The organism is Streptomyces sp. NPDC002130 (genome assembly GCF_040296465.1).
GTDB lineage: Bacteria > Actinomycetota > Actinomycetes > Streptomycetales > Streptomycetaceae > Streptomyces.
In genome coordinates this window covers 44,775-65,100 of record NZ_JBEOXI010000008.1, presented here as the reverse complement: position 1 = coordinate 65,100, position 20,326 = coordinate 44,775, and the positions used below count along the sequence as shown (strand labels likewise).

Below are 20,326 nucleotides of genomic sequence, written 5' to 3'. Positions count from 1 at the left end.
AGAGACTTCTGGATGGCGGGCAGAGCGGTGATCACGACGAGGTTGTCCAACGCGGCCATGAACACCGCGATCGAGGTGTGGGTGTCCCGGTTGGAGTCGGTGGGCTTCGCGCCCGGCACCAGGGGGACCGCGCCCCGCCGCCTGATCCGCTCCCCGCCCGGCGCCGGTCCGGCGGGCCGCTCCTCGCGGTCGGACTCCTCCGCGGACTCGGTGTCCGGCTCGTCCACCTCCAGCGGGGGCATGCCCGCCAGCATCGGCAGCAGCTCCCGCAGCCGCACCCCGAGCTCCGAGGCCCGCAGGCGCGAGGCCGGGGCCTTGGCCAGGCACTGCACCAGCAGCTGCCACAGCTCGTCCGGGATGCCGGGCAGGGGGACGACCGTCTCCGTGACGTGCCGGCGCAGGACAGCGCCGGGGTGTCCGCCGCCGAAGGGGGTGAAGCCCGCCAGCAGCTCGTAGAGGACCGTGGCGAGCGCGTAGATGTCCACGGACGCGCGCGGCGGCAGGCCCTCGACGATCTCGGGGGCGAGGTAGTCCGGGGTGCCGATGATCTTCGTGGCCTTGGTCCGGCGCGGGGTGTCGATGAGCTTGGCCACGCCGAAGTCGGTCAGCAGCGCGCGGTGGGAGCCGCCGGGGCCCAGCGGGCCCTGCATGTCCAGGAGGACGTTCTCCGGCTTGACGTCCCGGTGCACGACTCCCGCGGCGTGCGCGGCCGCCAGGCCGTCGGCGATGTCGGCCGCGATGGCGACGGCCGCCTCGGGGGCCATGCGCCGGTCCCGGTCCAGGCGGGTGCGCAGGTCCGTGCCGCGGACGAGGTCCATGACCAGTGCCAGGTCGTTGCCGTCGACGACCAGGTCCCGCACCGACACCACGTGCGGGTGGTCCAGGCCGAGCAGGGCCGTGCGCTCCTGGACGAAGCGTCCGACGAGTTCCTGGTCGGACGCGAGGTCCTCGCGCAGCAGCTTGATGGCCACGGGTCCTTCGGGGCCCTCACCCAGCCACACCGTGCCGGCGCTGCCCCGACCCAGGATCTGGTGGGCGGTGTACCGGCTGCCGATCTTCCGTGCCAAGGCTGCTCCTACCGACGCGTGTTGTCGCTAAAACTACGCGTACGGGAGGCCAACCTTCACCGGGGAGGCGGAAATCACCCGCCGGGTGTCGACAAATCACCAACCCCGCAGGGCGGTTCCGGTCAGTTCGTGCCGGAACCGCTCCCGCCGAGCTTCTCGAACCAGCCGGTGACGGTGCTGAACCAGTCGGTGAGCTGGTCCCAGTAGCCCTTGCCGGTGCCGATCCACTCCTGCAGCGGGCTCAGTTCCCAGACCAGCCAGCCCGCGACGAACAGGATGACGATCGTGAAGAAGCAGCCCTTCAGACAGCCGAGGCCGGGGATCCGCATCGGGTTGGCGCTGCGCTGCCGGGGCTGCCGGGGCTCGCGCTGGGGCCGCTGCGGCTGCTGGGGCTGCTGCGGCTGCGCCGGGGGCGTGGGCGGGGCATAGCGCTGCGGCGGCTGGGGCCGCTGCGGCTGCGGGGCGTACTGCTGCGGCTGCTGCTGTTGCGGGTGGCCGTAGCCCGGTCCGGGCGGGGGCGCCTGGCGGCGCGGGGGCTGCTGCGGCCGGGCGACCTGGCGCTGGGGGCGGCGGCGCAGCGGGTCCTCGTTCGGGTCGAGGTACTGGACCTGCGTCTGCTCGTTGCGGTCTCGGGCCGCCCGCAGCTGGTTCTGCCAGGGGTGCGGGTCCTCGGGGCCGCCCTGCTGCCCCTGCTGACCGGGGTGGCCGGGCGAGCCCGGCGGGACCGGCGGCATGACGGCGGTCGGGTCGGCCGCGCCCCGGTGGTTCATGACGGCGGTGGGGTCGGCGGCGCCGGCCGGGCCGCCGGTGTGCGGCATGACGCTGGTCGCGGCGTTCGGGTCGTAGGCCCCGGCGCCCTGCGGGAGGACCTGGGTGGGGTCGGCCGCACCGGGTGTTTCCGGTACCGGCGCGGGCGCCGGGTCGGGCACGAGGAGCATGCCGACGCCCTCGGCGGCGGCGATCTGCGCGGAGTTCGCGTGCACCCCGATGCCCTCGGCGACGACGCGCAGGCCGCGGGCGAGGTTCTCGGCGCTGGGGCGCTCGTCCGGGTTCTTGCGCAGGCAGCGCTCGATGACCGTCCACAGCGGGTCGGGGACCGTGGAGGGGCGGCGCGGTTCGGCGCTCAGGTGCTGGTGCAGCACCTCCAGGGCGGAGCCGCCGGAGAACGGCGGGCGGCCGGTGACCAGCTCGTACAGCAGGATGCCGGCGCCGTAGATGTCGACGGCGGAGGTCTGCGGACGGCCCTCGGCGGACTCGGGCGCGACGTACGCGGGCGTGCCGACGAACTCCTGCGTGCGGGTCAGTCCCGGGGAGTCGGCCAGCCGGGCGATGCCGAAGTCGGTCAGCAGCGGGTGCATCTGCCCGTCGTACTGCTGGAGCAGGACGTTGGCCGGCTTGAGGTCGCGGTGGACGACGCCGTCGGCGTGGCTGGCGGCGAGGGCGTCGGCGATCTGGGCGGTGAGCAGGGCCGCGGCGACCGGGGTGAACGGCCCGTTCTCGCGCAGGTAGCGGTGCAGGTCGGGGCCCTCGACGAGGTCCATGACCAGTGCCAGCAGCTCGCCCTCGACGACCAGGTCACGGACCCGGACGATGTTCGGGTGGGTCAGCCTGAGCAGGACGGACCGCTCGCGCAGGAACCGCATGACGATGTCCGGGTCGCCGGCCAGCTCCTCCTTGAGGACCTTGATCGCGACGGTCTCGCCGGGCTGCCCCGGCACGGCCGCCTCGGCGCCCGCGGTCTCGCGCTGGCGGGCTCGCCAGACGGTGCCCGTGGCGCCGCGTCCGAGCGGCTCCTCGAGCAGGTACTTGCTGCCTACCGGCCGCACGTCATGCGCTCCCTGGTGCTTGCCTTGCCTGCTGGCCTGTCCGACCCACTGTAAGGCCGGGGGCCGGGGACCGGAGTGTCGTCTTTCTGTGGGTCTTACGTAGCGGCCCTCACACTCGTTCGAAGGAAAGACGCTCACCTCGGTCTCGTGGTTGCCGGCAAGGAACGCGAGTGATCTCAAGCGGTCGCCTGTGGGTCATCTCTCAGGCACTTTTGCGGGCAGAGCCGACCATTCAAGATCACCTTTTCCGGAGCGAGGGGCGCACTGTCAGTGGCAGGTGCGAGGATGCTGCCAGTACTGGCCGACGTGCTGGGGCGGGGTGGGGGACTCCGCGCCCGGGCAGAAGGGACCGCTGACGGCGATGCAGATCCGGCTGACCGTCGTAGATCCGCTGGGCCCGTCGGCGCCGGCGCGGGATCGCGCCCCGCGCAGCGACGTCCTGGTCACGGCACCCGCCGGTACGGCGCTCGCCGCGGTGGCGTCGGCGCTCGCCCAGGCGGTCCTGGGCGGTGACGGCTCGGGCACGCCCGTGCTGTACGCCGGGGAGCAGCGGCTGGACGCCCAACGCTGCACGCTCGGCGAGCCGCCGCTGACCGACGGTGCCGTGCTGTCCGTCGGCGCGCCGGGCGAGCCGGAGCCGCATCCGGAGCTGGAGGATGCCCCGGCCCAGCTGCAGGTCGTCGCCGGGCCCGACGCCGGCGGTGTCCATCTCCTGCACGGCGGCGAGATCCGCATCGGCCGCTCCGCGGACGCCGACGTACCGCTCGACGACCCGGACGTCTCCCGGCTGCACTGCGCGGTGACGGTGAGCGCGGACGGCCGTGTCGCGGTCGCCGACCTGGACTCCACGAACGGCACGACGGTGAGCGGCGCGCGGGTGGGTGGCCGGGCGGTTCCCTTCGTGCCGGGCGCGCTGCTGCGGATCGGCGAATCGGCCCTGCGGCTGGCTCCCGCCGGGGGGCCGGGGGCCCGGGTGGAGACGACTCCGGACGGGGAGGGGCACGTGCGCGTGGCCGGGCCCGCGGAGGCATCCGACCCCGGCGAGGCGACTTTGGGAACGGCCGGGCCCACGGGCTCGACGCACCACGTCTACGGCTCGGCGGCCCGGCGCACGCCGGGCCCTTCCGGACACGGCTCCGCTGATGCTGCTGTGGTGCCGGGGCAGGGCGGGGCGCCGTGGATCGAGGGCGGGGGTGCGGGCTCCGGGCCGGAGGCGGTGCGGATAGGGAGCGGAGGCGCGGGTTCGGGGCCGGAAGCGCCGCGGATCGAGGGCGGGGGCCCGAGGCCGGAGGCGCCGCGGATCGAGGGCGGCGGCGCCAGGCCCGAAGCGCCGCAGGAGCGGGGTTACGTCCGCGGGGCCCGCGCTGCGGACAGCGGGGGCGAAGCCCACTCGGGGACCCCCCGGAGCGAGGTACCGCCCCGGGGTGCCGACGGCGAAGCCGGGCCGGGACGCCGGAGCGACGTGCCGTCCCCCAGTGCCGCAGGCACCGCCCACGCCGGAGGCGACCGCGACACGGTCCCGGCCCAGGGTGCCGGCAGCGAGGCCCGACCGGGACGCCGGAGCAACCTGCCGCCCCTCGGTTCCGAAGGCACCGCCCAGGCCGGAGGCCACCGCAGCGAGGTCCCGGCCCAGGGTGCCGGCAGCGAGGCCCGACCGGGACGCCGGAGCGACGCGCCGCCCCTCGGTTCCGAAGGCACCGCCCAGGCCGGAGGCCACCGCAACGAGGTCCCGGCCCAGGGTGCCGGCAGCGAGGCCCGGCCGGGACGCATGAGCGACGTGCCGCCCCCAGGCGCCGGCAGTGAAGCCAGGCCGGGACGCCGCAACGAGGTTCCGGCCCCCGGTGCCGGCGGCGAAGCCCGCTCCGGGGGACGCCGGAACGAGATGCCGCCCCCCAGCGCCGGGGGTGCTGCCCACGCCGGGGACGGTTGGAGTGAAGTGCCGCCCGGGAGCACCGGGGGCGAGGCGCGGCGGCAGACGGCCGGTGGTGGATCACGGTCCGGGTCTGCCGGGTCCGGGCAGACGTTCCCGGAGGCTCGCGGAGCGCGCCCCGGCCTGCCGGAAGACACGCTCCGGGCCACCCGGCGTCACGATGCCGCTCAGAGTTCGACGCCCCTGGCTCCGCCCGACCCCGCGCGCCGGCGCGATGCGGGCCGGCCGGCGAGCGGTGCCGGGGACACGCATGCGGGTCGTTCCGGGGCCGGGGCGTTCGGTGACGCGGTCCCCGACCACGCCGGACCGGCGTACGGCGCTGGACCGGCACACGGCGCCGGACCGGCGTACGGCGCCGCCGCCGACGTCGGCGCCACGGACGGAAGCGGTCACCACCCCTGGAACCCGGACCCCGGTACCGACGACCCGGCCCTCGCCGACCAGCGTGCCGGTCGTGGGCGCAAGGGCACTCCCCTGCGCGGCACCGACGTGCCCCCGGAGCCCCGCAGGCGTGGCGGGCTCGGGGCGTGGGCCCGGCGGCTGACCGGAGGCCGCGGCGCGCAGGCGGCGGAACCACGCGAGACGTACGAGGACGAGCCGGCCGCGGTGTCGGCCACGGAGGAGCACCCGGTCGTCGTGCCGGGCGCCCCGGAGACCTGGCCGGACCCGGCCACGCTGCTGCTCACCGCCCTCGGCCCGGGGCCCCGGCTGTGGGAGCGCGGCCCCGGCCATCCGGAGGCGCTCGCCGTGCGCCTCGGTACGGCCGACCGGGCGGCACCGGACGGCTCGGGTCTGCTGCCCGCCGTCCCCGTGACCGTCGGTCTGCGCGAGGTCGGCGCACTGGGACTGGCCGGGCCGCGGGCGCGACTGGCCGGGCTGACGCGTGCCGTCCTGGCCCAGCTCACCGCCCTGCACTCCCCCGACACGCTGGAGATCGTCCTGATCGCCGCGGACCGCTCCCGTCCCCTTGAGGAGCGCACCGCCGAGTGGTCCTGGCTGGGCTGGCTGCCGCACGTGCGCCCGGGCCACGGGCAGGACTGCCGGCTGCTCCTGGCCCACGACCGCGAGCAGGCCGCCGCCCGCACCGACGAGCTCACCCGCCGTCTGGAGGACCAGCTGGCGGACACGGGTCAGGTCGCCGGCCCCGCGGGCGTCGGCGGTCCGTCGACGAGTGCCTCGGCGAGCGGCGGCTCACAAACCGACGGCGCCCCGCCCCCGCACCACACCGTCCCGGCTCCCCGCCGCCCCTCCCCTGCCCTGGGCGACAGAGCCGGCACCGACACGGCAGGCGGTTTCCCCGGCCCGTACACCGTCGTGGTCGTCGACGGCGATCCGGGCGGTGCCGACCTGCGCGGAGCCCTCGCGCGGCTGGCGCTGGAGGGCCCCCGGGCCGGTATCCACGTCGTCTGCCTGGCCGAGACGGCCGCCGCCTCCCCTGCCTCGCCCGTGACGGAGACGTACGAGGCGGCCTGCTCGGTGGCGCCGACCTTCCGGCAGTGCGGCGCGGTCGCGCTGCTCAGCGGGGACGTGGCGACGGCCCTGCGGCTGATGCGGGTGGCCCGTACCGGCGGCGACGGCTCGTCGGCCGGACCCGTCGGGCACGGCACGGTCGCCACCGTCGACGCCGTCTCCGCGGCCTGGGCCGAGCGGTTCGCGCGGGCGCTGGCGCCGCTGCGGACGGACGGCCCGGCGAGCGAGCGCCAGCCGCGCGTCTCCGCACCGCTGCCGCAGGCGGCCCGGCTGCTGGACGAGCTGGGCCTGGCCCGCGCCACCCCGGCGTCGCTGATGGCGCGGTGGGCGGACGCGGCCGACGACGCGGAGGCGCTGGGCGGACGCGTGCGCGCGGTGCTGGGCGCCGGGCCGCGCGGCCCGGTCGGTGCGGACCTCGCCGCCCAGGGGCCGCATCTGCTGATCGAGGGCCCGCCGGGCAGCGGCCGTACGGAGCTGCTGCGGTCGATCGTCGCGTCCCTGGCCGCCGCCGAGCGGCCGGACCGCCTCGGCATCGTGCTGGTCGACGGCCGGGGCGGCCCGGGCGCGGGCGGCGGCAACGGCGAGGGACTGCAGGTGTGTACGGACGTACCGCATGTCACCACGCTGCTCATGGCCCACGACCCGGTCCGGATGCGGGAGTTCGCGCAGTCGCTGAGCGCGGAGCTGAAGCGGCGCGCCGAGCTGCTCGGGCGGTCCGACTTCGCCGAGTGGCACACCGGGCGCGCCCTGTCGGGCCGTATGGTCGCCCAGCGCACGGCGACGGCGCGGGGCGGCGCCCCGGCCGAGGCGGCCGCCGCGGGTGGGGCGGGCGACCTCGACTCGCCCTCCAGTTCCACCATTCGGCTGCGGCCCGGCGCGGCCCGGCGGCAGACGGAGGCCGCCGCGCCCCCGCTGCCCCGGCTCGTCGTGGTCGTCGACGACCTGGACGCGCTGGTCGCCCCGGCGCTCGGCTCGACCGGGCGGCCCGCGGCCGGGTCGGTGATGCGCGCGCTGGAGGCGGTGGCCCGCGACGGCGAGCGGCTCGGCGTCCATCTGGTGGCGGCCACCGGCCCGTGCGCCCGTACGGCGGAGACGGAACCGGCGCGCCGGGCCACCCTGCGCGTCGCGCTCGACGCCCCTGCCCCTGGTCCGGAGGAGCCCGCGCCCGGCCGGGGCAGGCTGACCGGTGCGGACGGGCGGGTCACCCCGTTCCAGGGCGGCCGGGTCACCGGCCGGATCCCGCGGACGGCGACGCTGCGCCCCACGGTCGTACCCCTGGAATGGCACCGCATGGGTGACCCTCCGGCCCGGCGTCCGGTGCGGGAACTCGGAAACGGCCCGACCGACCTGGCACTGTTGGCCAGCGCGCTGGAAAGGGCGGCACGGGAGGTCGCGGCTGCGAAGGTGCCGTCGCTCCTGTGACCGAGGACGGCCGTCGGCCCCACCTGGCGTCATGGGGCCGCGTCCCTGGTCACGAGGGAGTCACGATCCCCCGCTTGACAGCCGACGCCATCTTGCCGCCCCCGCACACCCGGGCGTAGACCAGATCGCACGGGAGCGCGCTCGACGTTCGACGAGGAACGAAGAAGCGGGGCAGTCATGCGCATGACGAGCAGCACCATCCGGACACGCTGGTCGCCCGAGCGGGACACGGCGACCCCCCAGAGCCGCAGAGCCGTCAAGGCAGCGGCCGCCGTCGCTGCGGGAGCCCTCGCGCTCTCGCTGTCCGCCTGCGGAAGCAGCGACACCGACAGCGGTGGAGGCACGGGCGACACCGACGAAATCACCAACAACGCCACCCTTCCGAAGCTGGAGGGGACGAGCCTGGAGGTCGCCGCCGTGTGGAGCGGCACGGAACAGGCCAACTTCAAGAAGGTCTTGCAGGAGTTCGAGAAGCGCACGGGCGCAAAGGTCACGTTCGTGCCCGCTCAGGACCCCATCATCAACTTCATCGGTTCGAAGGTGGCCGGCGGGCAGCCGCCGGACATCGCGATGCTGCCGCAGCCCGGCGCCATCAAGCAGGCCGTGGACAAGGGCTGGGCCAAACCGCTGGGATCCGACGCCCTCAAGGAGCTCGGCGAGAACTACTCGCAGGGCTGGCAGGACATCGGCGAGGTGAACGGCAAGCCGTACGGCGTCTACTACAAGGCCGCCAACAAGTCCCTGATCTGGTACAACAACCAGGTCTTCGAGAACGCCGGGGCCAGTGAGCCCGAGACCTGGCCGGACCTGCTCAACACCGCCCAGACGGTCTTCGACTCCGGCGTCACCCCGTTCTCCGTCGGCGGCGCCGAGGGCTGGACGCTGACCGACTGGTTCGAGAACGTCTACCTCTCCCAGGCCGGGCCGGAGAAGTACGACCAGCTGGCCAAGCACGAGATCAAGTGGACGGACCCGTCCGTGAAGGACGCGCTGACCACCCTCGCGCAGGTCTGGGGCAAGACCGACTGGATCGCGGGCGGGCCGAACGGGGCGTTGCAGACCGACTTCCCGGCCTCCGTCACGCAGGTCTTCACCGGCGGGGACCAGCCCAAGGCGGCCATGGTCGCGGCGGGTGACTTCGCGCAGGTCAACATCCCCTCCAGCATGAAGATCGGCACGGATGCGAAGGTGTTCCCGTTCCCGGCGGTCGGTGACAACGGACCAGTGGTCTCGGGCGGCGACGCGGCCGTGATCCTGGAGGACTCGAAGGGGTCCCAGGCCCTGGCCACCTGGCTCGCCTCCCCGGACGCGGCGTCGATCCAGGCCAAGCTGGGCGGCTACCTCTCGCCGAACAAGAATGTGCCGAACTCCGACTATCCGAACGCGGTGCAGCAGAAGATCGCCAAGGCGCTCATCGACGCCGGTGACGACTTCCGCTTCGACATGTCCGACCAGGCCCCGCAGGCCTTCGGCGGTACGCCCGGCAAGGGCGAGTGGAAGATCCTCCAGGACTTCCTGAAGAACCCGAAGGACATCGCGGGGACGCAGGCGAAGCTGGAGGCCGAAGCAGCCGCGGCGTACGGGAACTGACGTCATGACGTCGGTTTCGGCGGCAGGGGGCACCAAGCCCCCTGCCGCTCCCAAGTCGCGCAAGAGTGTGACCGGTACCCGCAGGACCGTCGCGGTGCTGTTCCTGCTGCCCGCGCTCGTCCTGCTCGGCGCGCTCGTGGTGTACCCGATCGGGTACTCGGTCGTGCGCAGTTTCTACGACCAGTCCGGTGACGGCTTCGCCGGAATAGACAACTACAAGGCCCTCTTCACCGACGAGGGCATCCGCACCGCGCTGAAGAACAACATCATCTGGGTGGTGTTCGCGCCGACGGTCGCGACGGCGCTCGGCCTGATCTTCGCGGTGCTGACCGAACGGGTGCGCTGGGGTACGGCGTTCAAGCTGGTCGTCTTCATGCCGATGGCGATCTCGATGCTGGCGGCGGGCATCATCTTCCGCCTGGTGTACGACCAGGACCCGGACAAGGGCGTCGCGAACGCGGTGTGGGTGGGCGTGCACGACACGTTCGCCCAGGCCTCGGCGTTCCCGAAGGCCCACCCGGGACGGGAATCGCCGCTGAAGCCGGCCGGCGGCGGCGCGTTCATCACCACGTCGCCCGTCCGCACGGGCGAGGCGGTCTCGCTGCCCCTGGTGGGTGTGGCGCCCGATCTGATGCCCGACGGCGCGAAGGCCGCGGTGGCGCCGAAGCCCGAACCGGACAAGGTCACGGGCACGACCTGGCAGGACTTCACACGCGGCAAGGGCGTCGGCACACTCAACCGTGTCGACCCGTCCGAACTGGGCTATGCCGGCATGAAGGTCGAGGCCGTCAAGGACGGCAGGGTCGTGGCGTCGGCAACGGCCGCCGGGGACGGCACCTTCACGCTGCCCGCCTCGGCCGACGGGGCCCAACTCCGGCTCCCGGCGAGCAACTTCAAGGAACCGTACAACGGCCTGGACTGGCTCGGGCCGTCCCTGGTCACCCCGGCCATCATCGGCTCGTACATCTGGATGTGGGCGGGCTTCGCGATGGTGCTGATCGCGGCCGGGCTCGCGAGTGTGCCCCGTGAGCTGCTGGAGGCGGCCCGGGTCGACGGCGCGAGCGAGTGGCAGGTGTTCAGACGCGTCACGGTGCCGCTGCTGGCGCCGGTCCTCGCCGTCGTCGCCGTCACCCTGATGATCAACGTGCTGAAGATCTTCGACCTGGTCTTCATCATCGCTCCGGGCTCCTCCCAGGACGACGCGAACGTTCTCGCCCTGGAGCTGTACCGCAAGGGCTTCTCCGAGGACCAGCCGGGCATCGCCAGCGCCATCTCGGTGTTCCTGCTGCTGCTCGTGATCCCGGTGATGTGGTTCAACGTACGCAGGCTGCGGCGGGAGGTGCGGCGATGAAGGCCAAGCAGTCGCTGGGTTCGCGGCTCGCCGAGGCGGTCAGCGGCGGGGTGCTGCGGGTGTTCCTCATCGTCGTCGGGCTGTTCTGGCTGGTGCCCACGATCGGGCTGCTGCTGTCCAGTCTCCGTGCGCCGGAGGAGATCGCGGCGAGCGGCTGGTGGAAGGTGTTCACCGAGCCCTCGCAGATCACCTTCGACAGCTACGCGAAGCTGCTGGAGAACGAGGACATCACCAGTTCCCTGCTGAACACGGTGTGGATCACCGTGCCGGCGACCCTGCTGGTGGTGATCATCGGCTCGCTGGCCGGCTACGCCTTCGCCTGGATGGAGTTCCCTGGCCGGGACTGGTGGTTCCTGGGCGTGGTCGGCCTGTTGGTCGTCCCCGTACAGGTGGCGCTGATCCCGATCGCCGAACTCTTCGGCAACATCGGCATCTTCGGCTCGGTGCTGGGCGTGGTGCTCTTCCACGTGGGTTTCGGACTGCCGTTCGCGGTGTTCCTGCTGCGGAACTTCTTCGCGGAGATCCCGCGCGAGCTGCTGGAGGCGGCTCGCCTGGACGGGGCGGGTGAACTGCGCCTGTTCTTCCGTGTCGTGATGCCGCTCGGCGCCCCGGCGATCGCCGCGCTCGGCATCTTCCAGTTCCTGTGGGTGTGGAACGACCTGCTGGTCGCGCTGATCTTCTCGGACTCCGGGAGCCAGCCCATCACGGTCGCACTGCAGACACAGGTACGGCAGTTCGGCAACAACATCGACGTGCTGGCACCCGGCGCGTTCATCTCGATGGTGGTCCCGCTGGCCGTCTTCTTCGCTTTCCAGCGGCAGTTCGTGTCCGGCGTGATGGCCGGCGCGGTCAAATAGCGCTTCGGGCAGAGTAGTTGAGGGGTGGGCCGGGGCGGCCCGCCCCTTCCGCGTTCCCCCGGATGCCGTAGCCACCGTAACCAAGTCGGCCCATCGGCCGTTCCCGGGCCGAACGCCCGCGCCGACCGATGGATGGCCTCTTGCCCAGGTTCAGTGTCATTGTCCCCGCGTACCAGGTTCAGGCGTACCTGCACGAGTGCCTCGAATCAGTGCTCTCCCAGTCCTGTCCCGATCTGGAACTGATCGTCGTCGACGACTGCTCGCCGGACGCGTGTGGCGCGATCATCGACGAGTTCGCCGCCCGCGACACGCGCGTACGCCCCGTCCACCTGCCTCAGAACGTGGGCCTGGGCCGCGCGAGAAACGCCGGCGTGGCGCACGCGAGCGGCGACTACCTGCTGTTCCTCGACAGCGACGACACCCTCACGCCCGACGCGCTGCGTTCGATCGCCGACCGGCTGAAGGAGACGGGCGAGCCGGACGTGCTGGTCTTCGACTACGCGCGCACCTACTGGACGGGGGAGGCGATCCGCAACCAGGCGGCCCTGCAGCTCACCGAGCAGGGCCCGGCGCCGTTCCGCCTGGAGGACCGGCCGGGGCTGCTGCGGCTGCTGATGGTCGCCTGGAACAAGGCCTACCGGCGGGAGTTCGTCGAGGAGGGGGGCTTCGTCTTCCCGCCCGGCGTCTACGAGGACACGCCGTGGACGTACCCGGTGCTGATGACCGCGGAGTCGATCGCGACCCTCGACCGGGTCTGTGTGCACTACCGGCAGCGGCGGCAGGGCAGCATCCTGCGCACCACCAGCGAGCGGCACTTCGACGTCTTCGAGCAGTACGACCGGGTCTTCGCGTATCTCGACGAGCGTCCCGAACTGGCCCGATGGCGGCCGGTGTTGTTCCGCCGCATGGTGCACCACCTGGTGATCGTGTACTCCCGGCGGGACCGGCTGCCCCGGGGCTCGCGCGCCGACTTCCTGCGCCGGGCCCGCGCCCACTACCGCCGCTACCGCACACCCGGCGCCCCCGTCCCCCTGCGCTGCCGGATCCACCACGTCCTGATCCGCTTCGGCCTGCACCGCACCTACCGCACCCTCCAGCTGGCGTCGGCCCTGCACCGCGCCGCCGCCCGGACCACCGGGAAGCTGCTGCGGGGCCTGCGATCGGCCGCCCTCCGGACCCACTACCGCGCGCAGCGCTGCCTGCCGTTGCGCGCCGACCGCGCCGTCTTCGCCGCCTACGACGGCCGCGGCCACGGCTGCAACCCCGGCGCGCTGGAGGCCGCGTTCCGCGACCTCGCGCCGCACATCCGCACGGCGTGGATCGCCCGCCGCGAGCACCACCACACGATCCCGCCCGGCCCGCGCCGCCTCGTCCCCGGGACGACCGCCTACTGGACGGCGCTCGCCCGCTCCCGCTACCTGGTCAGCAACACCGGCTTCGACGACCGGCTGGCCAAGCGCCGGGGCCAGGTGCTGATCCAGACCGGGCACGGCACCCCGCTCGGCCACATCGGCCTCGACCTCCAGGAGCGCCCCGCGGCGGCCCGCGGCCGTGACTTCGCGCGGCTGCTGAAGGACGTCGACCGGTGGGACTACGTGCTGTCCGCCAACCGCCACACCACACTGACGAACGAGCGCGTCCACCCCGGCCGCTACACCACGCTGGAGTACGGCTACCCCCGCAACGACGTGTTCCGGACGGCCACCCCGGCGGACGTGGCCCGGCTGCGCGCCTCGCTGGGCATCCCGCGCGGCTCGGTGGCGATCCTGTACGCGCCGACCCACCGCGACTACCGCCGCTCCCAGCGCCACACCCTCGACCTCCAGCGGATCGTGCGCCGCCTCGGCCCGCGCTTCGTCGTCCTGGCCCGCGCCCACCACGCCTACGACGCCCCGCTGACCAGCACCTGCGGCCGGGTCGTCGACGTCTCCGGCCACCCGAGCGTGGAGTCGCTCTGCCTGGCGTCGGACGCCCTGGTCACGGACTACTCGTCGCTGATGTTCGACTACGCCAACCTGGACCGGCCGATCGTGGTGCACGCCGACGACTGGGAGGCGTACGACGCGGCCCGCGGCACCTATTTCGACCTGCGCGACGTCCCGCCGGGCGCGATCGCCCGCGGCGAGGACGAGCTGATCGACATCTTCGCCACCGGCCACTGGCGCGGCTCCCGCTCGACCCAGCTGAGGGCGGCGTTCCGCGAGCGGTTCTGCACCTATGACGACGGGCGGGCCGCCGAGCGGGTGGTGCGCCGGGTCGTCCTCGGAGAGTCGGAGCTGCCGCCGGTCGTGCCGCTCGGCGAGCGTCGCCCGGTGCCCTCGGCGGCGGCCTCGCTGACGCGTGAGCCGCTCACCACGGTGCCGCTGCCGGCCGGTCCCCAGGCCGTCACCGACAGCCTCTGACCACGGTTCGCACGCCGGGGAGTCCGCATGCCCTCCAGCCCGTCGCGGCCGACGCCCTCCCGGCCGCCCTCCTGGCGGCCGTCGGGGCGTCCGGGACGCCCGCGACCCGTGTGACCCGGCCCGCCCCGACAGAACCGCCTCCTGACAGAAAGAACCACATGCCCCGCTTCAGCATCGTCGTCCCGTCCCATGGGGTCGCGGGCCGGCTGTCCCTGGCGCTGGACTCCGTCCTCGCCCAGTCGTTCGGCGACTTCGAGCTGATCCCGGTGTGCGACGCGCCCGACGCGCCGGCGGCGGACGTCGTCGCCGGGTACGCCGAGCGGGACTCCCGGGTGACGCCGGTGCACTCGCCGCCGTCGGACGGACTGGCCGGGGCACGCAACACCGGGCTGAAGGCGGCGGTCGGCGGCCATGTGCTGTTCCTCGACGGTGACGACGTCCTGGTCCCGGGCGCGCTGGCGGCGCTGGACGCCCGGCTGGGCGAGGCCGGCGACGTGGACGTCCTGTACTTCGAGCACGAGCGCACCCCCTGGTGGGAGGGCGAGCCGACGAACCCGGCCGCGCCCCTGCTGGCCAGGACGCCGGACGGGGCCTTCTCCCCCGGCCGGGCCCCGCGGCTGACGGGCGTGGCGCTCCCGGCGTGGAGCGCGCTGTACCGCCGGGCCTTCCTCACCGAACAGGGCCTCGCCTTCCCCGGGGACCACTACACCGACGTCGGTTTCGGCGGGCTGGTCACCCTGGGTGCGGAGCGGGTGGCGGTGCTGCGCGCGGTCGTCGTCCGGCATCTGCTGCGCCGGCAGGGCAACCGGCTCGGCCTGCCCGGCGATCACCACGCCGAGCTGCTCGACCAGTGCGAGCTGGTGCTGGCGCGGGCCGTGGAGCAGGGGCTTTCGGCGGACCGTCTGTCGCCGCTGTTCGAGCAGCTCTTCGCCGCCGTACTGAAGACGGCCGCCCATCCACGGCGGCTGACGGCCGGGCGGCGGGCCTTCTTCCGGCGGGCGAGCGCGCTCTACCGGCGGCACCGCCCCGCCGGTCACCGGACGCCCGGCGGCAGCCTCGGCGTCCAGCACCGGCTGCTCGCCTCCGGGTCGTACCCCGCGTTCCGCGCCCTGCGCGCCGCCAACCGGACGGCGCTGCGGGCCGCCGCGCTGCTCCCCCGCCCACGGGGGCTGCGCACCCGGCTGCGCTACGCGCTGGGCCTGCGTCTCCCGCTCGACCGGAACCTCGTCGTGTACTGCGCGTACTGGGGCCGCGGCTACGTCTGCAACCCGGCCGCGATCCACGCCAAGGCCCGCGCACTCGCGCCGCACCTGCGCGCGGTGTTCCTGGTCGAGCCGGACGCGGTGGGCAGCGTGCCGCCGGACGTGGAGTACGCGGTGATCGGCAGCCGGAAGTACTGGGAGGTGCTGGCCCGAGCCACGTACCTGGTCAACAACGCCAACTTCGCGGACGCCGTGGTCAAGCGCCCCGGCAGCGTGCACCTGCAGACCCAGCACGGCACCCCGCTGAAGACGATGGGCGCCGACCAGGCGACGTACCCCGTGGTGGCCGCGGCGACCGGCAGCATCGCCAGGCTGCTGGCCCGGGTGGACCGCTGGGACTACAACCTGACCTCCAACCGGCACTCCACGCAGATGTGGGAGCGGGCGTTCCCGAGCGCGCACGAGACGCTCGAGTACGGCTATCCGCGCAACGACGTCTACTGCACGGCGTCTGCCGAGGACGTGGCCCGCGTCCGCAAGGAACTGGGCGTCCCCGACGGCAAGAAGGCCCTGCTGTACGCGCCCACGCACCGCGACTACGCCACCGGTTTCGAGACGGGCCTGGACCTCGCGGAGTTCTGCGAGGCGATCGGCGAGGAGTACGTGGTGCTGCTGCGCGCCCACTACTTCTACGACCAGGGGGCGAGCAGGGGCGGCGGGCGGATCATCGACGTCACCGGGCACCGCTCGTCGGAGGACGTGTGCCTGGCCGCGGACGGGCTGATCACGGACTACTCGTCGATCATGTTCGACTACGCCAACCTGGACCGGCCGATCGTCGTGTACGCCGACGACTGGGACGTCTACCGGGAGACGCGGGGCGTCTACTTCGACCTGATGGAGCTCCCGCCCGGCCGGGTCGCGCACACGCCCGAGGAGCTGGCGGCCGTCTTCCGCGACGGCTCCTGGGCGGACGAGTCCGCAGCGTCCCTGCGGGCCGCGTTCCGGGAGCGCTTCTGCCAGTTCGACGACGGGCGTGCCGCCGAGCGCGTGGTGCGCCGGGTGCTGCTGGGGGAGCCGCCCGAGTCGATCCCGCCCGTGGTCCCGCTCGCGGAGCGCGTCCCGGCCCCCGCCGCCACCCTCGTGAGGAGCTGACCGAAGAAGTGCCCCGCTTCAGCATCATCGTCCCCGTCTACAAGGTGCAGGGCTTCCTGCGCGAGTGTCTCGACTCGGTGCTCGGCCAGTCGTACGCGGACTTCGAGGTGATCGCCGTGGACGACCGCTCGCCCGACGGCAGCGGCGCGATCCTCGACGAGTACGCCGCCCGCGACGACCGGGTACGGGTGCTGCACCTGCCCGAGAACGTGGGCCTCGGCCGGGCCCGCAACGCCGGCCTCGCGCAGGCGGCGGGTGACTACGTGCTGTTCCTGGACAGCGACGACCACTACACGCCGGGCCTGCTGGCCGCCGTCGCCGCCCGGCTGGCGGTGACCGACGACCCGGACATCCTGGTCTTCGACCATGTGCGCACCCACTGGTGGGGCCGGGGCGGGCGCAGCGAGGCGGCGGACCTGCTGGCCGCGGCGGGGCTGGAGACGTTCGGCATCCGGGAGAGCCCGCAGTATCTGAACCTGTTCCTGGTCGCGTGGAACAAGGCCTACCGGCGCTCCTTCTTCCAGGAGCACGCACTGGAGTACGAGCCCGGGTTGTACGAGGACGCGCCGGTCACCTACCGGTCCATGGTGCTGGCCGAGCGCATCGCCTGCCTGGACCGGATCGGCGTGGAGTACCGCCAGCGCCGGCAGGGCGCGATCACCAGGACGCCCGGGCGCCGGCATTTCGAGATCTTCCCGCAGTACGAGGGCCTGTTCGCGTTCCTGGAGCAGCGCCCCGACCTGGACTGGGCGCGGCCGCTGCTGCTGGAACGGGCCCTGGACCACATGCTGTTCGTGCTGGCCCGCGAGGACCGGGTGCGGCCCGCCGACCGGGGCGACTTCTACCGCGAGATCCGCTCCTTCCACCGCCGCCACCTCCCCGAGGGCGGCTTCCCGCGACCGGACGGCTGGCGCGGGGTGGAGATGCGGCTGCTGGCCTCGGCGCCCTACGCGTCGTACGCGACGGCACGCGGACTGCGGGACCTGCGCGCGGCCGCCCTGGCCGGGCAGCGGCTGGTGGCGAGGAAGGCGTCGGAGAGCGCCCTGCGCGGCTGGTACACGGCCCAGTCGCAGCGGCCCCTCGATCCCCACCTCGCCGTCTACTCGGCGACCCACCACCGGGGCGTGACCGGCGATCCGGCCGCGATCTACGAGAAGGCACGCGAGATCGCCCCGCACATCCGGGGCGTGTGGGTGGTCCGGGAGGACGCGGTGGACGCGCTGCCGCCCGGCATCGACCATGTGACGCCGGGCTCGCGGCGCTACCACGAGGTCATGGCGCGGGCCACGTACTGGGTGAACAACGTCAACTGGCCCGGCACCCTGGCCAAGCGGCCCGGCAGCGTGCACATCCACACCCACCAGGGCACCCCGCTCAAGTACATGGGCGCCGACCTGCTGACCAAGCCGGGCGCCCGGCACGGCTTCGACGTGCCGCAGATGCTGCGCCGGGCGGACCGCTGGGACTACAGCCTGGTCGCGGGGCGGCATGCGGAGCGGGCGTGGGAGCGGGCGTACCCGTGCCACTTCACCTCGCTGCGGACCGGCAGCCCGCGCAACGACGTGCTGGTCGGCGCCGGCCCCGAGCGGGGCCGGGAGGTGCGCGAGCGGCTCGGCATCCCCGCCGGCCACACGGTCGTGCTGTACGCGCCGACCCGCCGCGACTACCGGCGGGGCGGCCATGTCGACCGGTTCGACCTCGCCCGGTTCGCCGCGGACCTGGGCCCCGGGCACACGCTGGTGGTGCGGTTGCACCCGTCGCTCGCGGTGGGCGTCGCGCGGGGCTTCGGCCTGGCGGACCTGCACCGGCGGGGGGTGCTGGTGGACGCGACCGACGAGCCGCACCTCGAGGACGTGCTGCTCGCCTCCGACGTGCTGGTCACCGACTACTCGGCCCTGATGTTCGACTACGCCCTGCTGGACCGGCCGATCGTCGTCCACGCCGACGACTGGGGCGCGTTCGCGGCGAGCCGGGGCGCCTACTTCGACATCACGGCCGACGCGCCGGGCCATGTGTCGCGCTCGTACCGCGAGCTGGCCTGGCTGTTCGCGTCCGGCACCTGGCAGGACGAGGAGGCGGCGCGGCTGCGCTCCGGCTTCCGGGAGCGGTACTGCGAGTTCGAGGACGGGCTGGCCGCCGAGCGGGTCGTCCGGCTGCTCATGCTCGGCGAGCGGGGCGGGGCGCTGCTGCCCGCGGCCCGCCGGACCGAGGGTGTCCGCACCCGACCCGAGGCGCTGATCGAGAGATGAGAACCCCCGCGACCCCCGAGGCCGTCCCCTCCCTGCCCGGCCGGCGGGCCTCCTCGGCCCGGCCGACCGCGGTCGCCGAGCGGCTGCGGCCGGTGCACCGGTGGCACGCCGCCCTGGTCGCCGTGCCCACCGCGGCCCTGTTCGTGCTGGGCTACCGGCGCCGCTGGATCTGCGACGACGGGCTCATCTACCTGCGCCCGGTCCGGCAGATCCTGGCGGGCAACGGGCCGGTGTTCAACGTCGGGGAGCGGGCCGAGAGTTCGACCGGCACCCTCTGGCAGTGGCTGCTCGCGCTCGCCACCTGGGTCACCGGCGAGGACCCGGCGTTCCTCGCGGTCGGACTGGGGCTGCTGCTGAGCACCGCCGGGTTCGCGCTCGCCCTGCTCGCCACGTGCCGACTGCACCGGGGCGGCGGGCTGCTGCTGCCGGCCGGGGTGTTCGTGCTGCTGGCCGTGCCGCCGTTCTGGTCGTACATGACGTCGGGTCTGGAGAGCGGCCTCGGCGCCTTCTGGACCGGCCTGTCGTGGTGGCTGCTCACGCGGACCCGGCGTGGCCGGAAAGTCCGTGAGATGTGCACGGCCGCCTTCGTGTTCGGGCTGGGCCCGCTGGTCCGGCCCGATCTCGCGGTGGTCACGGCGTGCTTCCTGGCCGCCCAGTGGTGGGTGCTGCGCCCCTCCCGGCGGGGCACGGCGGCGATGCTGGCGTCGGCGGGGGCGGTGCCGCTGGCGTACGAGGTCTTCCGGGCGGGGTACTACGGGATCCTGGTGCCGCTGCCCGCCATCGCCAAGGAGGCGAGTGCCAGCGACTGGAGCCGGGGCGCCGGGTACGTGCAGGAGACGCTCGGGCCGTACTGGCTGTGGCCCGTCGTCCCGGTGCTCGGGGCGCTGGCCGTGCTGCTGGTGCGGCGCACCCGCCAGGAGCGGCGGGGCCGCGTCCCGGGGCGGGCCTCGCTCGCGGTGCTGCTGGCGCCGCTCGCCGCGGGCCTGCTGCTGGCCGGGTACGTCGTGCGCGTCGGCGGCGACTACATGCACGCCCGCATGATCCTGCCCGCGCTTCTGCTGCTGCTCCTGCCGGTGCTGGTCGTGCCCGCGACCAGGGTCACCGGTGCCGCGAGCGTGCTGCTGGCGGTGTGGCTGTGCGCGGCGGTCAGTCCGCTGCGGGCACCCTTCGACGTGCGCAGCACGCCCGGGTCGTTCAACGTGCGCAGTTCCGACGTGGAGGGCCTCGGCGACCACAACCCGGTGCGCACCGCCACCTGGGTGGCCAACTGGCCCGCCCTGCCCGAGGGGCGCGCCATGCTGGCCCGGGCGGAGCGTGCGCCCGGGCCGACGCTGCTCTACTTCGACGCCGGGCGACGGCTGCACGCGACGCCGATGCGCGAGGACGCCCCGTACCGGGTGGTGATCGTGGGCCGTCACCTCGGAGTGACGGGAGCGGCGGCGCCGCTGGACGCCTACGTCAACGACGCCTGGGGGCTGGCCAGTCCGATCGGCGCGCATCTGGCGCTGGAGCGGTGGAGCTGGCCGGGGCACGAGAAGTTCCTGCGCAACCACTGGATCTTCGCCGAGTGGGCGGCCGAGCACCCGCCGCAGCGCGACCTGCAGCGGGCCGGGGCCTCGCTGGAGGCCGTCCTGGCGGCCCGGGCCGCGCTGGGCTGCGGCGAACTCGCCGAGCTGCGTGAGTCGGTGCGCGCACCGCTCACCGCCGAACGGTTCTGGCGCAACCTCACCGGGGCGGCCGAGCGGACGCGGTTCCGCTTCGCGCGCTGGCCGGCGGCGGCACAGCAGGCGCTGTGCGACTGACCG

10 protein-coding genes are annotated in these 20,326 nt (G+C 74.0%); 8 read left to right on the top strand and 2 right to left on the bottom strand.

Translation table 11 applies throughout. The features are described 5' to 3' along the window. The coding region (locus ABT116_RS02885; protein WP_351626866.1) for a serine/threonine-protein kinase at nucleotides 1-1,067 on the bottom strand (1,067 nt) is incomplete at its 3' end. Nucleotides 1,068-1,189: 122 nt separating this feature from the next. Beyond that, a complete protein-coding gene (locus tag ABT116_RS02880; RefSeq protein ID WP_351626863.1) occupies nucleotides 1,190-2,893 on the bottom strand; it encodes a serine/threonine-protein kinase in 1,704 nt (567 codons plus the stop codon). A gap of 361 nt (nucleotides 2,894-3,254) precedes the next feature. Between ABT116_RS02880 and ABT116_RS02875 the strand changes: the two genes are divergently transcribed. The 8 genes from ABT116_RS02875 to ABT116_RS02840 all read left to right on the top strand — a co-directional run bounded on the left by ABT116_RS02875 (nucleotide 3,255) and on the right by ABT116_RS02840 (nucleotide 20,323). Next, entirely contained in the window at nucleotides 3,255-7,715 is a 4,461-nt protein-coding gene (locus tag ABT116_RS02875; RefSeq protein ID WP_351626873.1) for an FtsK/SpoIIIE domain-containing protein, read from the top strand. Nucleotides 7,716-7,892: 177 nt separating this feature from the next. After that, a complete protein-coding gene (locus ABT116_RS02870) occupies nucleotides 7,893-9,305 on the top strand; it encodes an ABC transporter substrate-binding protein (protein WP_351626860.1) in 1,413 nt (470 codons plus the stop codon). A gap of 4 nt (nucleotides 9,306-9,309) precedes the next feature. After that, nucleotides 9,310-10,656, top strand: coding sequence for a carbohydrate ABC transporter permease (locus ABT116_RS02865; RefSeq protein WP_351626857.1), 1,347 nt, complete (start codon nucleotides 9,310-9,312; stop codon nucleotides 10,654-10,656). After that, entirely contained in the window at nucleotides 10,653-11,513 is an 861-nt protein-coding gene (locus ABT116_RS02860; protein ID WP_351626854.1) for a carbohydrate ABC transporter permease, read from the top strand. The genes ABT116_RS02865 and ABT116_RS02860 overlap by 4 nt, the downstream gene beginning before the upstream one ends. A gap of 140 nt (nucleotides 11,514-11,653) precedes the next feature. Further along, nucleotides 11,654-13,915 (top strand): bifunctional glycosyltransferase/CDP-glycerol:glycerophosphate glycerophosphotransferase, encoded by a 2,262-nt coding sequence (locus ABT116_RS02855; RefSeq protein WP_351626851.1) that lies wholly within the window; start codon nucleotides 11,654-11,656, stop codon nucleotides 13,913-13,915. A 158-nt stretch (nucleotides 13,916-14,073) separates the two neighbouring features. Continuing rightward, nucleotides 14,074-16,272 (top strand): bifunctional glycosyltransferase/CDP-glycerol:glycerophosphate glycerophosphotransferase, encoded by a 2,199-nt coding sequence (locus ABT116_RS02850; RefSeq protein ID WP_351626849.1) that lies wholly within the window; start codon nucleotides 14,074-14,076, stop codon nucleotides 16,270-16,272. 8 nt (nucleotides 16,273-16,280) lie between these two features. Next, on the top strand, nucleotides 16,281-18,521 hold the full coding sequence (locus ABT116_RS02845; RefSeq protein ID WP_351626847.1) for a bifunctional glycosyltransferase/CDP-glycerol:glycerophosphate glycerophosphotransferase: 2,241 nt from the start codon (nucleotides 16,281-16,283) through the stop codon (nucleotides 18,519-18,521). Then, entirely contained in the window at nucleotides 18,518-20,323 is a 1,806-nt protein-coding gene (locus tag ABT116_RS02840; RefSeq protein ID WP_351626844.1) for an arabinofuranosyltransferase AftB family protein, read from the top strand. Before ABT116_RS02845 ends, ABT116_RS02840 begins: the two co-directional genes overlap by 4 nt. The last annotated feature ends 3 nt before the right edge of the window (nucleotides 20,324-20,326 follow it).